Source organism: Nonomuraea sp. NPDC049269 (genome assembly GCF_043197155.1).
GTDB lineage: Bacteria > Actinomycetota > Actinomycetes > Streptosporangiales > Streptosporangiaceae > Nonomuraea.
In genome coordinates this window covers 855,664-869,149 of the sequence record NZ_JBICSO010000002.1, presented here as the reverse complement: position 1 = coordinate 869,149, position 13,486 = coordinate 855,664, and the positions used below count along the sequence as shown (strand labels likewise).

Below are 13,486 nucleotides of genomic sequence, written 5' to 3'. Positions count from 1 at the left end.
CCATGCTCTGTTAAACGGAGTATGGTCACCTGCCATGCTCAAGAGATCCCCTCTTGCTCCTGTCGTGGCACTGGCCGCACTGGTCGTACTCGGCGGGTGCGGGGGCACCACCGAGAACGCGCCGGAACCATCCCAAGCCGCGGCGGCCAAGGACAAGAAGCATCAGCTCGAATCGGTCAAAGCCGACTGCATGAAGCAGAAGGGCTTCAAGTACGTCGCCTACGTCCAGCCGCCGAAGCAGGACAGCGAGGACGACAAAGCCCGCGACATCGGCGACTACCAAGCAATGCGGAAATATCGCGAAAAATACGGGTTCGGGGTGTTCGCGATGCACGTCTACCCCAAGGAGATGGGGAACCCGGCCGTCAAGCCCGACAAGCCAGAGATCAACCCCAACTGGGAGATCCAGAATTCGCTGTCCAAGGCCCAGTCGACGGCCTACCGGAAGGCGACGGACAGCTGCATGATCGAGGCGGCCAAGAAGGTCCTCGGCAAGACCTTGAAGTCGATGGACGACTACTTCAACCAGCAGAACCGGGCTTCCGAGCAGGCCCTTGCCAGGATGGTCAACAGTGACCCCAAGCTGATCGAGCTTGCCTCCGCCATGGCCGGCTGCCTCAAGGGCAAGGGCTACCCGATCGGCAAGACCACGCCCATGGCCATGTCCCGCCAGGGGCAGGAAACGTTCCTCGTCCAGGAGGACAAGCTGGGCAGGCAGCAGCTTGACGACGTGCCCGATGTCGCGCCGCCGGTCAAGGAGGGCGAGATGAGGATGACCTACGCCCCCACGCTCACCCCGGAGGAGGCCAGGCCCTACCTGACCAAGGAGATCAAGGCGGCCCTCGACGACCTGGAGTGCGGCAAGGACTTCTACCCGGCGTACCTGCCCAAGGACGCGGCCGTCACCCGGCAGGTCAACGAAGAATTCGGCATGTGAGGCACGGTGAAGTCGCCCCGCAGGATGCTCGCCTTCGTCATCGCGGGCGTCGTGGTCATCGCCGCAGCCGGCTGGGTCGTGAGCACCCGCCTGCGGTCCCCGGCCGACGAGGCCGCCCGCCGTACCGCGCCGAAGGCGTCGCTCGTCACCGCCGCCGTCGAGCGCCGCAAGCTGGTCAGCACGATCGTGGTCAGCGGCACCCTCGCGTACGGCTCGCCGGTGCCCCTCACCCTTGCCGGGGTGGTCGGCGGCACCTCTGAGCTGCAGCGGGTCACCCGGGCGCCGCGTCAGGGCAGGCTGGCGGAAGGAGCGGTGTTCATGGAGGTGAACGGGCGCCCGGTGTTCGCGCTGCGGGGCTCCGTGCCGATGCACCGCACGATCGGGCCGGGCACCGAGGGCAAGGACGTCAAGCAGCTCCAGAAGGCGCTGCGCCGGCTCGGGTTCGGCGGTCCCGCCTCGGGGGTGTTCGACGGGGCCACGATCGCCGCCGTCACCCGGATGTACAAGAAGAAGGGGTACGAGGCCCAGCAGCCCACGCTGGCCGACCGGCAGGCCTACGACCAGTTGCGCAAGGCCGTACAGACCGCGCGGGAAACCCTCGCGACCGAGAAGCAGGCGCTCGACCAGGGGCGTGACGTACTGCCGCTGAAGGTCAAGCTGGCCAACGCCAAGACGGACCTGAAGTCGGCGCGAGCCGCGCTGAAGGAGGCGGAAGGGCAGCGGCTCACCCCGGAGGACGACGCCAAGCTGGCCACCGCCGACACGACCGTACGCGCGGCCGAGGAGAAGCTGCTCGAAGCCGAGCAGGCGCTCACCGCGGCCAGATCCCAGCCGACCGCCACCCCGACGGCTACCCCCGCGCCTCAGACGACGGACACGAGCCTGCTGGAGCTGAGGGTGGACAACGCCAGGGCCGAGCTGGAGCAGGCGCGTGAGGCGTACGGACGCATCATGGAGGAGGCGCGGCAGGCTCGCGCCAAGCTGCTGGAGGAGCTGCGCAAGGCCGTGCGCACGGCGAACGACGGGCTGGTCACGGCCCAGCAGGCGCTGCGCCAGGCCCGGCAGCTCTCCCCCACCAAGCTCAAGGTGGCCGACGCGGCCAAGGACGTGGCGGCGGCCAGGTCGCTGCTGGCCGAGTTCAGCCGGACCTACGGCACGGCGATCCCCCCGGGCGAGGTCGTGTTCCTGCCGAAACTGCCCGCCCGGGTGCAGAAGACCGGGGTGAAGGCGGGCCAGGCCGTCGAGAACGAGGTCGCGACGGTGACCAGCTCGACGTTCATGGTGACGGGGACGGTCGAGACCGCGGAGTCTGACCTGCTCCGCGCGGGCATGAGCGCGGTCATCGAGCTCGACTCGGGCAAGACGTACCCGGCGACGCTCACCGCGGTCGGCGAGAAGGCCACGGTGCCCGGCCAGGAGAAGGCCGCCGACAACACGCAACCGGTCCTGCTCACGCCGAGCTCGATGAAGGGGCTCAAGGGCCTGTCGGGCACCGCGGTCACGGCCAGGGTGACGGTGGGGGCGACCGAGGAGCCGGTGCTGGTGGTCCCGGTGGCCGCGGTCGTCACGGGGGCCGACGGCAAGGCGCGCGTGCAGGTGGAGTACGCCACGGACAAGACCAAGGAGGTCCAGGTCCGCACCGGCCTGACCGCCGACGGAAACGTCGAGGTCAGCGGCACGCTCCACGAAGGCGACCGGGTGGTGGTCGGCGATGCCTGAGCAGGTCATCGAGCTGACCGCCGTACGCAGGGACTACCCAGCCGAGCCGCCGGTCCGCGCGCTCGACGACGTCTCGCTCGGGGTGGCGCGCGGCGACTACCTGGCGATCGTCGGCCCGTCGGGCTCCGGCAAGTCCACCCTGCTCAACGTCCTCGGCCTGCTGGATCGGCCCACCTCGGGCAGCTATCGCCTGGACGGCATCGAGACCACCGCCCTGCGTGACGGTGCCAGGACCAGGCTGCGCGGCGACCGCATCGGCTTCGTCTTCCAGTCCTTCCACCTGCTCGCCCACCGCAGCGTCGTGGAGAACGTGATGCTCGCGGAGATCTACGGCGGGCACCCGCGCAAGGGCAGGCGCGAGCGAGCCCTGACGGCGCTGGACCGGGTCGGGCTCAGCCACCGCGTGAACTTCTTGCCCGACCGCCTGTCCGGCGGCGAACGCCAGCGCGCGGCCATGGCCAGGGCCCTGATGGGCGGGCCGTCCCTGCTGCTGTGCGACGAGCCCACCGGCAACCTCGACAGCCGCAACACCGGGGCGGTGCTCGACCTGTTCGACGAGCTGCGCGAGCAGGGGCTGACGATCGTGGTCATCACGCACGAGCGGGAGGTCAGCACGCGGGCCGGACGCCGGGTGAAGATCACCGACGGCGTGCTGGTGGAGGAGGCGTGATGCACGTACGAGACCTGGCCGGCGAGGCGGTCGCGGGCATGCTCGCCAGGCCGGTGCGCTCCGCGCTCACCACGCTCGGCACCGTGCTGGGCATCACCACGCTGGTCATCACGCTCGGCGTGGCCGCCACCGCGGGCAACCAGATCGTCGGGCGCTTCGACGAGCTGGTCGCCACGGCCATCACGGTGGAGGTGCCCGAGAACGCGAACGCGCCGCTGGTCGCCTGGGACTCGCTCGAACGGCTGACCAGGCTGCGCGGCGTGGTCTCCGCGGCGGCGGTGGCCGAGAGCAAGGACAGCTCCAACCTGTCCGTACGCTCCAACGACATCGTCGACCCGACCAGCGTCACCACGCAGACCCTGACCGTGCTGGCCGCCACCACCGGCCTGCCCGAGGCCGCAAGGGGCCGGATCGTGCAGGGCAGGTTCTACGACGCAGGTCACATCCGGCGCGCGGACCGGGTGGCCGTCCTCGGCGACCAGGCGGCCAAGATGCTCGGCATCACCCGCCTCGACCGGGCTCCGGCGATCTTCATCGGCAGGCACGCGTACACGGTCATCGGCATCCTCGGCGACCTGCGCCGCGAACGGAACCTGAGCACCGCCGTCATGGTGCCGCCCACGGTGGGCAAGCAGTTCGGACTACGTGACGTGACCAGGGTGCTGGTCAACACCAGCCTGGGCGCCGCCGACCTGATCGCCGGGCAGGCGCCGGACGCGCTCTCCCCCGGCAACGGCGACATGCTCCAGGTGGTCGCCCCGCCCAGCCCCACCAGAGCGCGCGACCAGGCGCAGGACGACGTCAACGCGCTCTTCCTGATCCTCGGCCTGGTCTCGCTCGTGGTGGGCGCGGTCGGCATCGCCAACGTCACGCTCGTCACCGTGATGGAACGCATCGCCGAGATCGGCCTGCGCCGCTCGCTCGGCGCGGCCCGCCGGCACATCGCCGCCCAGTTCCTGCTGGAGTCGACGCTGATCGGGCTGGCCGGCGGCGTGATCGGCGCGAGCGTCGGCGTGGTCGCCGTCGTCGCCGTCTCGGCCGCCAAGCAGTGGACGCCCCTCCTTGACGTACGGCTGGCGATCGGGGCCCCCATCGCCGGAGCCGTGGTGGGCCTGCTGGCCGGGCTGTACCCGGCACTGCGCGCGGCCAGAATGGAGCCGGTGGACGCGCTCAGGTAGCCTTTTCGATCATGACGCCGACCCCTGGCATCACGCTCACCGTGTGCCCGCCCCTCACCGACCACGACCTCAACGACCTCTTCGCGGCCTCCTGGCCCGGCCACGACGACACCTCGTTCGCCCGCACACTTGACCACAGCCTCTGCTGGATCGCCGCCCATCGCGGGGACCGGCTGGTCGGCTTCGTGAACGTCGCCACGGACGGCGGCGTCCACGCCTTCATCCTGGACACCACCGTGCATCCCTCGGAGCGCAGAGCGGGGCTCGGGGTGCTCCTGGTCCGCGCGGCCGCTGACGAGGCGAAGTCTCGCGGCGCCGACTGGCTGCACGTGGACTACGAACCCCATCTCGAAGGCTTTTACGCCCAGTGCGGCTTCCGCCCCACGCCGGCGGGATTGATGCAGCTCTGACGTCCTGCGGGGATGCTAGGGTCCGGTTGGACACCGTGTTCGGTCGGCGATTTCTGGAGGTGCGGGGGCTGAGATCCGTGAGCCGTTCCGCATGACCACCAGTGTCCTCACCAAGCATGGGATTCAGATGACCTCCATCATCCGACACATCACTGTCGACTGCGCGGAGCCGTACGAGCCGTACGAGCTCGCCGAGTTCTGGAGCAAAGTACTCGGCTATCCGATCGACCCGATAGACGAGCCGGGCGACGACGAGGTGGGCCTGGCGGTGCCCGCCGGTCAGCCGACCCTGCTGTTCGTCCGCGTACCGGAGAAGAAGTCGGTCAAGAACCGGCTGCACCTCGACCTCGAACCTGATCAGTCGCGGGACCAGGAGGTCGAGCGGGTGTCCGCGCTCGGCGCGACCATCGTCGACGACCGTCGCAAGCCGAACGGCCGGGGCTGGGTGGTCATGGCGGACCCGGCCGGGAACGAGTTCTGCGTCGAGGTCAGCGCGGCCGAACGGGCCGGCGCCGAATAGTCCGGATCCGGGGCGGATCGCGGTATCCGCCCCGAGGATTGCGGGAAGTACGTTCGCGGGGTCTACTTGTCCATGGCCCTTCCCGAACTGGTTCCCTCCGGTCAGCAGGTGGACGTCCAGCGGACGAGCTTCTCGCTCGATGTTCTCGGCCGCTTCATCTGCAGCACCTGGCAAGAGGCGACGGGCGGCGGCGGGCCGCCGTTCTCGGCGGTGGTGATCGGCGGCGGCATGTACGGGGCCTACTGCGCGACCAAGATCTACCGGCGGCACCCGGGCAAGCGGGTGCTGCTGCTGGACGCCGGTCCCTTCCTGGTCTCCGAGCACGTGCAGAACCTTGGCCCCATCGGGCTCAACGTCCCCGCTCCCATCTCGCCCAGCGCCGATCCCCGCGTGCCGCGAGAGTTGGTGTGGGGGCTGCCGTGGCGGGGCAACGTCGACTTTCCCGGGCTGGCGTACTGCACCGGCGGCAAGTCCCTGTACTGGGGAGGCTGGTGCCCGCGGCTCACGGCGAGTGATCTGCGGAGCTGGCCGGCGTCGACGGCCGCGTACCTGGAGGGCAACTACCTGGAGGTGGAGAGCGAAATCGGCGTCGTGCCCGCCACCGATTTCATCGCGGGAGAGCTCTGTACGACGCTGTTCGAGGCGTTCGCCGGCGCCGCCTCGGTGACGCCGGGGTTCGAGACCGGCATCGGCGATCGTGGCGCCGAGGTCGCGCCGCTCGCCGTGCAGGGAGACTCGCCGGTGTCCGGGCTCTTCAGCTTCGACAAGTACAGCAGCCTGCCGATGCTGATGGACGCGGTCCGGGAGGACGTGGCCGCCTCCGGCGGGCGCGACGCGGATCGCCGGCTCTTCGTGGTGCCCCTGGCGCACGTCATCAGGGCGCACACGGCGGACGGCGCGGTGACCAGGATCGACGTCGACGCCGCCGGGCAGCCGGAGTCCCTTCAGGTCTCCCCCGGCTGTGCCGTGATTCTGGCCGCGAGCGCGGTGGAGACCACCCGGCTCGCCCTGTGCTCGTTCCCCACCCCGCTCATGGGCCGCAATCTGATGGCGCACGTACGCAGCGACTTCACCGTCAGGATCCGCCGGACGGCACTGCCCCCGGTGCCGGACCACGTGCAGACGGGCGCGCTGCTCCTGCGCGGGCTGGTGCCCGCCGGCCGCTTCCACATCCAGGTCACCGCGTCGACGAGCCAGGGCGGATCCGACGAGCTCCTGTTCCGCATGCTCCCCGACATCGACCTGCTCGATCGGCAGCTGGCCAACACCGATCCCGAGTGGATCACCGTCACTCTGCGCTGCATCGGCGAGATGCGGGGGGACCGGACGACCGCGATCCCGGATCCGGACAAGAGCTGGATCAATCTCAGTCCGCACGAAGTCGACGAGTACGGCATCCCGCGCGCTTACCTGCACCTCACGCTCGATCCGCGCGACGAGCAGGTCTGGCAGGCCATGGACACCGCGGCGCTCGCCATCGCCCGGGCGGTCTCCGGCTCACCGGACCAGATCCAGTACCTGTACGACAACGCATGGCACGCGGCGCCGTTCCCCCTTGACCGGCCGTTCCCCGAATGGCACCGCGGACTCGGTACGACCTACCACGAGTCCGGCACGCTGTGGATGGGCGACGATCCGGCCACCTCGGTGACCGACCCGATCGGGCGCTTCCATCACGTACGGAACGCCTACACCTGCGACCAGTCGCTGTTCCCGACGGTCGGGTCGGTCAACCCGGTCCTCACGGGACTGACCCTCGCCAGGCAACTGGCCGAACACCTCCCCGGCGGGCCCTGACCGGCGAAAGGCCAAAAGCGTCATCTCGACGGCAGCGAGGAGATTGTCGGCCTCGGCGACTTCCAGGACGAGCTGGATGTGCTGCGCGTTGGGGGCGCGGACACCCGCTCGGCAGAGGACCTGGCCGCGACCTTCGTTCACGAAGTGAACCACGCCCGCCACCAGGGCGGGCCTGATCCGCTCACCATGGGGCGGGAGGAGTTCGTCAACGCGGCCGTCCAGGAGGAGATCGACGGTGAAATCAGGGCCCACGAGTTCCAGGTGCAGCTCGGGACCGCCCGTGGCGAGAGATATACCGGAGACAGCGACTACGGATATGCCTACCAAACAGCCATCGAAAACGAGAACTACCGGCGGCATGAGCAAGGGCGGGCCGAGCTGACCGCGCAGGAGGCACAGCGAGTCGGCGACCGGGCAGGCCGGAAGGCGCTGCAGGAGTGGGCACGGTCGGCGGGATACTACATTCAGACGGCAACGGAGCGCCTGGACATTCTGGTCCGGCAGACCTTCGCCGCCATCCACGGCCACGGAGCGGCGGAGACCAGAGGACTCGCTCCAGAATGCGATGTGGCGCATGCGGATCTTTTGCGGGTCGCGCCGCAGGCGTACGCATCGCTCCTCGCCCGCCTGTGGGACACGGCGGGCGGCGTGCGGGCACATTCCGCCACCCACAAGAACGCGGAGCACGCGGCGAACCCACTTCCGCCGCGGCGGCTTGCTGGGGCGCACGGTCGAGTTCTGGACGGCCTACCCCACGATATACTCACGCCAGCCCGAGCCCGCCGAGGTCGGCACCAACCTCCCTGACCTCAACGAGGCCATCCGCGCGGTCCTCCGTCGCCTCTCCCTCGAATACTCCTGAATCGACTACTGGCAATGTCCCTGATATAGCGTCCAGGTCGTCCGAATTTAACACGCGGCGTCTTGTCAAAACCCCACTGCATGTCGATATTGTGATGCCCTGCATCGCCCTGGCGGCAAGTAGAGAGCTGAGGTAGGACAAGTGGCAGCACATGGCTTCGGTGATTTCGCGAACATAGATGTCGACGCGTTCCTGCGGGATTCACAGAAGCGGGCGGCCCGTTTCGCGGAAGCACAGCAAAGAGCCGCGGACGTGGTCGGCCGGGCCACTACAGCCGACGACCATATCGCGGTCGAGTGCACCTCCTCCGGGGTGAGCAGACTCGATATCGACCCCCGGGCCAAGCGCATGAGCGTCGAGGAGATGTCCGCGGCGATACTCAAGGCGATTCACGATGCCGACGCGGACCTCAAGCGCCAGCTGTCGGGGATCCTGACGGATTCGTTCGGCGAGGACACCCTGAATCCTGAAGCCGCTTTGGCGCGGGTCGAAGAGGCGCAGCATGCCTTCGACCGAATGATGAGCGACACGATGGGCGAACTGAACCGCATGCGCAACGAGTTCGGCAGCTGACCGGGTGACCCGCCCTCGGGCGTGGCGATGGACCGTTCAGCGACTGGAGTCACCCAGCGATGTCGCCACACCCGTCACTTCAGGCCGTCCGTCATGATCTTGTCGTACCCGAAGGCGACCCCACACTCCACGAGCAGCGCGAAGAGGTCCACCGCAAGCAGGCGGCGCAGCAGCAAAAACCGCGTCTCAATCGTGATGGCCATTGAATGCGCCCGCCATATCTCGAAGATCTTCCCTCCTCCTCCTGTGAACGCCCCGGAGAGGGCGAGCATCGCCAAGGACGACGCGAACGTGAAGCTGAAGTAGATCCACACGGTCAAAGCGTCGGCCAGCAGTCTGAGGATCGCCGAAAGAAAGCTGGCCGAGTGGGCGCCGGCCTGCGAGTCCGTGGCGTACTCGGAAACCTTCTGCCCGAAAGCCGCTCGATCCAGCGCCTGCCAACTGACCGCGGGCACACTGTCGTGCTCATCTTGCATGGACTGGCCGGAGGCGGACAAGTTGCTACTGACGGCACCCCAACCGTCCGAGGCCCTGTGCAGCAATTGCGGATCCGCATACATCGTGAGGCCGTACGTGAGCACGGCATTCTGCAGCACGGGAAATATGGCGTTGGCGAACGCGTATTCACTGAGTGTCGTCAGCTGCATCCACCGGAGATCGCCGCCGCCGCCGGACTCGTACGGGCTGGGCGTGCCGCCCGGAACGGGGACTTTGGGAATGGGGACGTTAAATATTTCTGGCATTTTCTATGTTCTCCATTTCCGCGGTGCCCACGTTTCCGGATGCCGTATACAGCTCGTCTCGACGGCCGTGCAGCGATTGCACCATGTCGCCCAGCTTCCGCTCGGCGACGGCGACTATTTTGTCGTGCTCCAAGGCCAACGGAAGTCCGAGCAAACCCATCGCGGCCCAGCCGATCCGCATATGCGGGGGAAAGGTGCCGGCCTCTTCCAGATGTGACACGGGAGAAGTCCCGGTGGTGTCGTCGACAAGCGCGTCACCGAGCCGCTTGATCGCTGCCCTGTCGTATATCCGAGCCGGCTCGTCCGAAGGCATAGCTATCACCATCCGTCCCTGATTGATCACAAGGAGTCACTTTTCGATGATGCGTCCGCAAGAGCCTAGAGGGCGAATGTTACGTACATCGACTTCTGCGCCTTTTGCTCAGCACAGCTCACGACTGGCCGATCACCCCTGATTTCCCCACAAGTTACATCTGGTCACTACCATTTCCTGATGTGTCTCCTGAGCAACACCACACGACAGCCGTCTTCGTCGACCAGAGCGGTCGCCGCAGACGGCTGATCATGATCGGCTCGATCGCGTCGGGCGTGCTGGCCATCGCGCTGCTCGCGGTCGTCATCGGCGGCTTGTTCTCCCCCACGACGCTGTCGGTGAACGGATGGCCGGGCGATCGCCCAGGAGGGATGGGCAGCACGGCTTCGCCTGATCCTTCGGCGACGCCTCGGACGAGCATGACCAGGCGGCCCACCCCGTCGGCGACCCGGACGTCGGCCCGCCCCACTCCGCGCGGCACCAGGTCCGCCGTACGGTCGGTGGAGCCCGAGACCGACCGGACCCCGCCGCAGCAGTCGTCGCCCAGTGTGAAACCGAGCACGCAACCGGAGCCCACCACCGAGCCGGTGGCCGAGCCCACCGCCGACCCGACCACGAGTGCCGACCAGCCCCCCGGCCAGACTAAGACGCCGCCGGGGCTCGACCCGGACCGGACGAAGGGGCCGAAGAAGTGAGCGGCCTCGCCGATCACCAGGACAAGAAGGTCTGGCCACGCGCGCCGGTCTCGGCCTGGCAGGATCCCGCCGCGGCCCGGTGGGCGAGCCAACCCACGCAGAACCCCGTGCCCATGCCCCCACCCGCCAAGCGGGCCGACCCCAGAGGCCACTGGTTCCTGCTGGCCATCGGCATGCTGTTGGCGGCCTTCGCGCTCGTACTCAACGGGTACGTGACCAACGTCGTCGGCGAGACGCGCTCCGTCCCGCCCACCGCCGACCACCCTTCCCGGCAACTCGCGGAGATACGGCGAGGCGGACCCGTGCTGAACCTCACCGGCGGCGAGCCCTCCAGCGCTCGCCTGCCGGACAGGACGATCGCCCTCACCTTCGATGACGGCCCGGATCCGGCCTGGACCCCGGCGGTGCTCGACGCCCTGAAGAAGTACGGCGCCAAGGCGACGTTCTTCGCCGTCGGCTCTAAGGTCGCCGAACACCCCGAACTGGCCCGGCGGATCATCGCGGAAGGTCATGAGCTGGGCAACCATACCTACGCGCACGCGGACCTGGCGGCGGTTCCCGGCTGGCGGCTCAGGCTGGAGCTGTCACTGACGCAGAAGGCGCTGGCGGGAGCGACGGGACTGCACACCACGCTGGTGCGCCCGCCGTACTCCGCCACACCCGAGGCGATCACGGGCCCGCAGTGGGAGAGCATGAAGGCGCTGGCGGCCGAGGGGTACCTCGTCACGCTGGCGGATCTCGACACCAAGGACTGGAGCCGCCCAGGCACGCGGAAGATCGTGACCTCGTCGCTCCCGGCCGGGGGGCGAGGCGCGATCGTCATGATGCACGACTCGGGTGGCGACAGGCGGCAGACCGTCGAGGCCGTCGATCTGGTCCTGAAGGAGCTCATGGGCAAGGGCTACCGGGCGGTCACGGTGACCAAGGCCCTCGGTATGCCGTCGGCGCAACAACCGGCCGGCGGCGTGGAGCGGTTCGTCGGCTCCGCCCTGAACGTGGCCCAGCGGGCATCCGGCTGGTTCACCGGTGCGCTGTCGTGGGTCCTGGTCGCCGCGGGCGCGCTCACTCTGGCGCGGCTCGTCTTCTTCGCCGTGCTCGCGTGGGTGCATGCTCGCCGTACCCGAGGTGGCAGGCGGCGAAGGGGACGCGCGCCCGCCTGGCCGGCGCCCCCGCCGGTGACGGTGATCGTGCCCGCCTACAACGAGGCGGCCGGGATCCAGGCGACGGTACGCTCGCTGGCCGAGACCGCCCATCCGGGCCAGGTGGAGATCCTCGTCGTCGACGACGGCTCGACCGACTCGACCGCCGAACTGGCCGCGGGGCTGGGGTTCGCCAACGTACGGGTGATCCGCCGGCGCAACGGTGGCAAGCCCGCCGCGCTCAATACCGGCATCGAACAGGCCGGTCACGAGTTGCTCATCATGGTGGACGGCGACACGGTCTTCGAACCCGCCACCATCGGCCGGCTGGTACGCCAGCTCTCCGACCCCACGGTCGGCGCGGTGAGCGGCAACACCAAGGTCGGCAACCGGCGGGGCATGATCGGACGCTGGCAGCACATCGAGTACGTCATCGGGTTCAACCTCGACAGGCGCGCCTTCGAACAGCTCGACTGCATGGCGACCGTACCCGGCGCGATCGGGGCGTTCCGGCGCTCGGCGCTGGTGGCCCTGGGCGGCGTCAGCAGCGACACCCTGGCGGAGGACACCGACCTCACGATGGCGCTGTGCAGGGCCGGATGGCGCGTGGTCTACGAGGAGAAGGCGCTGGCCTGGACCGAGGCGCCGACCTCGCTCGGCCAGTTGTGGAAGCAGCGCTACCGCTGGTGCTACGGCACCATGCAGGCGATGTGGAAGCATCGGCGCGCCGTGCTCGACAAGGACCCGTTCGGTCGCCGCTGCCTCGGCTACCTGGCGCTGTTCCAGGTGCTGCTGCCGCTGCTCGCACCCGTCGTCGACCTCATGGCGATCTACAGCACCGCCGTGGGCGATCCGCTGCCGGTGGTCGCGGTGTGGGCCGGGTTCGTCCTGGTGCAGGCGCTGACCGGCTGGTACGCGCTACGCCTGGACGGCGAGCGGGCCTCGGCGCTGTGGGTGCTGCCGCTGCAGCAGTTCGTCTACCGTCAGCTCCTGTACCTCGTGGTGATCCAGTCGTTGGCGACCGCGGTGCTGGGCGTACGGCTGCGCTGGCACAGCGTACGCCGGGAGGGCACGTTCGGTCTGGTCAGTCCTCCTCCAGCACCTGGCGCACATACGTGATGGCCGGGGCACCGTAGACCCGCTGCACCGCGCCGACCGCGGCGAACAACCGGGGCAGCGCCCACCCGGCCGGCCGCAGCGGTTCCGGCAGTCGCGGCGCGCGCAGGGTGTCGACCAGGGCCGTGCTGAGCAGCCGGCTGAACATACGCAGCACCGCCGCGTCCGCCCGGAGCCCGTCCGGGGCCGTGCGGACCGCTGTCTCAAGGGCCTCGGCATGCTGGGTGTACGTGTCGCTCAGCGCCCCGAGATCCCAGGCGTCGTACGCGGCATGAGCGGCGTCCGCCTCCGCCATCGCGAGAGTGGCCCGGTGCAGCCGGACGCCTTCCGGCGGGGTGAGCAGGCCACCGAGGTGGGCGGAGCGGTCGGTGAGCGCGATGAGCACGCCCTGCTGGAGCAGACCGTACCCGGTGAGCAGCGCGGCCCGGCGCAGCGCGTCGCGGTAGGCGCGCTCGCTCTCCGGCACCTGGTACAGCAGCGCGTGGAAGTGCCCCGTCCATGGTGGGGGCTCGTTCGAGGCGCCGCGCCGGATCTGCGCGAAGCCGGCGGCCATGGCGCCGGCCAGCCGGTAGTACGCGCCACCGCCGCGCCGCTCGCTGACCAGTTGGCCGTCGCGCCGCATCCGGGCGACAAGGGCGCGCGCCGCCGCCTCGGTCAGGCCGAGATCCCCCAACAGGCGGGTCAGCGCGGTGCCGGACAGCTCCGTCAGCCCAGAGACACCGAAGAGGAACGGGACGAGCGCGACAGAGCGCCCACGCGAAGGTCGTGTGAGCGACCAATCCGATGATACATTTTTGGTCACGCTCGTGAGTTT

At 69.0% G+C, this 13,486-nt stretch carries 14 protein-coding genes; 11 read left to right on the top strand and 3 right to left on the bottom strand.

Annotated elements, in window-relative coordinates:
* Positions 1-34: 34 nt before the first annotated feature.
* The 9 genes from ACGFNP_RS13910 (at position 35) to ACGFNP_RS13870 (ending at position 8,666) form a co-directional block, all read left to right on the top strand.
* Entirely contained in the window at positions 35-937 is a 903-nt protein-coding gene (locus ACGFNP_RS13910; protein ID WP_358337609.1) for a hypothetical protein, read from the top strand.
* Positions 938-943: 6 nt separating this feature from the next.
* Positions 944-2,656, top strand: a complete 1,713-nt coding sequence (locus ACGFNP_RS13905; protein ID WP_393318270.1) for a peptidoglycan-binding protein — start codon at positions 944-946, stop codon at positions 2,654-2,656.
* Positions 2,649-3,326 (top strand): ABC transporter ATP-binding protein, encoded by a 678-nt coding sequence (locus ACGFNP_RS13900; protein ID WP_393318267.1) that lies wholly within the window; start codon positions 2,649-2,651, stop codon positions 3,324-3,326. The genes ACGFNP_RS13905 and ACGFNP_RS13900 overlap by 8 nt, the downstream gene beginning before the upstream one ends.
* Positions 3,326-4,504, top strand: a complete 1,179-nt coding sequence (locus ACGFNP_RS13895) for an ABC transporter permease (protein WP_393318264.1) — start codon at positions 3,326-3,328, stop codon at positions 4,502-4,504. Before ACGFNP_RS13900 ends, ACGFNP_RS13895 begins: the two co-directional genes overlap by 1 nt.
* Before the next feature lie 11 nt (positions 4,505-4,515).
* A complete protein-coding gene (locus ACGFNP_RS13890) occupies positions 4,516-4,914 on the top strand; it encodes a GNAT family N-acetyltransferase (protein ID WP_358337620.1) in 399 nt (132 codons plus the stop codon).
* Positions 4,915-5,041: 127 nt separating this feature from the next.
* Positions 5,042-5,434, top strand: coding sequence for a VOC family protein (locus ACGFNP_RS13885; protein WP_393318261.1), 393 nt, complete (start codon positions 5,042-5,044; stop codon positions 5,432-5,434).
* A 72-nt stretch (positions 5,435-5,506) separates the two neighbouring features.
* Positions 5,507-7,231: a GMC oxidoreductase gene (locus ACGFNP_RS13880; RefSeq protein ID WP_393318258.1), complete on the top strand. Its 1,725-nt coding sequence runs from the start codon at positions 5,507-5,509 to the stop codon at positions 7,229-7,231.
* A gap of 78 nt (positions 7,232-7,309) precedes the next feature.
* The gene (locus ACGFNP_RS13875) at positions 7,310-8,038 is read left to right on the top strand and encodes a hypothetical protein (protein WP_393318255.1); all 729 of its coding nucleotides are present in this window, start codon (positions 7,310-7,312) and stop codon (positions 8,036-8,038) included.
* A gap of 196 nt (positions 8,039-8,234) precedes the next feature.
* Positions 8,235-8,666, top strand: a complete 432-nt coding sequence (locus ACGFNP_RS13870; protein WP_358337632.1) for a hypothetical protein — start codon at positions 8,235-8,237, stop codon at positions 8,664-8,666.
* A 74-nt stretch (positions 8,667-8,740) separates the two neighbouring features.
* Here ACGFNP_RS13870 and ACGFNP_RS13865 read toward each other — a convergent pair whose 3' ends face one another.
* Both ACGFNP_RS13865 and ACGFNP_RS13860 read right to left on the bottom strand, forming a co-directional pair.
* Positions 8,741-9,409, bottom strand: coding sequence for a hypothetical protein (locus ACGFNP_RS13865; RefSeq protein WP_393318252.1), 669 nt, complete (start codon positions 9,407-9,409; stop codon positions 8,741-8,743).
* Positions 9,393-9,722 (bottom strand): hypothetical protein, encoded by a 330-nt coding sequence (locus ACGFNP_RS13860; RefSeq protein ID WP_358337637.1) that lies wholly within the window; start codon positions 9,720-9,722, stop codon positions 9,393-9,395. The genes ACGFNP_RS13865 and ACGFNP_RS13860 overlap by 17 nt, the downstream gene beginning before the upstream one ends.
* Before the next feature lie 182 nt (positions 9,723-9,904).
* On the opposite strand from ACGFNP_RS13860, the gene ACGFNP_RS13855 reads away from it, so the two are divergent.
* Complete coding sequence (locus ACGFNP_RS13855; protein WP_358337639.1) at positions 9,905-10,417, top strand: hypothetical protein; 513 nt, start codon at positions 9,905-9,907, stop codon at positions 10,415-10,417.
* Positions 10,414-12,675, top strand: coding sequence for a bifunctional polysaccharide deacetylase/glycosyltransferase family 2 protein (locus ACGFNP_RS13850; protein WP_393318249.1), 2,262 nt, complete (start codon positions 10,414-10,416; stop codon positions 12,673-12,675). Before ACGFNP_RS13855 ends, ACGFNP_RS13850 begins: the two co-directional genes overlap by 4 nt.
* Here ACGFNP_RS13850 and ACGFNP_RS13845 read toward each other — a convergent pair.
* Positions 12,641-13,474 carry a hypothetical protein gene (locus ACGFNP_RS13845; RefSeq protein ID WP_393318246.1) on the bottom strand — a complete coding sequence of 278 codons (834 nt, stop codon included), beginning with the start codon at positions 13,472-13,474 and terminating at the stop codon, positions 12,641-12,643. The genes ACGFNP_RS13850 and ACGFNP_RS13845 overlap by 35 nt on opposite strands.
* Between the last annotated feature and the right edge of the window lie 12 nt (positions 13,475-13,486).

Bases quoted from the DNA above. Each gene is read 5' to 3' on its own strand.
- ACGFNP_RS13910 (WP_358337609.1), top strand. From the start codon at position 35: ATGCTCAAGAGATCCCCTCTTGCTCCTGTCGTGGCACTGGCCGCACTG.
- ACGFNP_RS13900 (WP_393318267.1), top strand. From the start codon at position 2,649: ATGCCTGAGCAGGTCATCGAGCTGACCGCCGTACGCAGGGACTACCCA.
- ACGFNP_RS13895 (WP_393318264.1), top strand. From the start codon at position 3,326: ATGCACGTACGAGACCTGGCCGGCGAGGCGGTCGCGGGCATGCTCGCC.
- ACGFNP_RS13890 (WP_358337620.1), top strand. From the start codon at position 4,516: ATGACGCCGACCCCTGGCATCACGCTCACCGTGTGCCCGCCCCTCACC.
- ACGFNP_RS13885 (WP_393318261.1), top strand. From the start codon at position 5,042: ATGACCTCCATCATCCGACACATCACTGTCGACTGCGCGGAGCCGTAC.
- ACGFNP_RS13880 (WP_393318258.1), top strand. From the start codon at position 5,507: ATGGCCCTTCCCGAACTGGTTCCCTCCGGTCAGCAGGTGGACGTCCAG.
- ACGFNP_RS13865 (WP_393318252.1), bottom strand. From the start codon at position 9,409: ATGCCAGAAATATTTAACGTCCCCATTCCCAAAGTCCCCGTTCCGGGC.
- ACGFNP_RS13860 (WP_358337637.1), bottom strand. From the start codon at position 9,722: ATGCCTTCGGACGAGCCGGCTCGGATATACGACAGGGCAGCGATCAAG.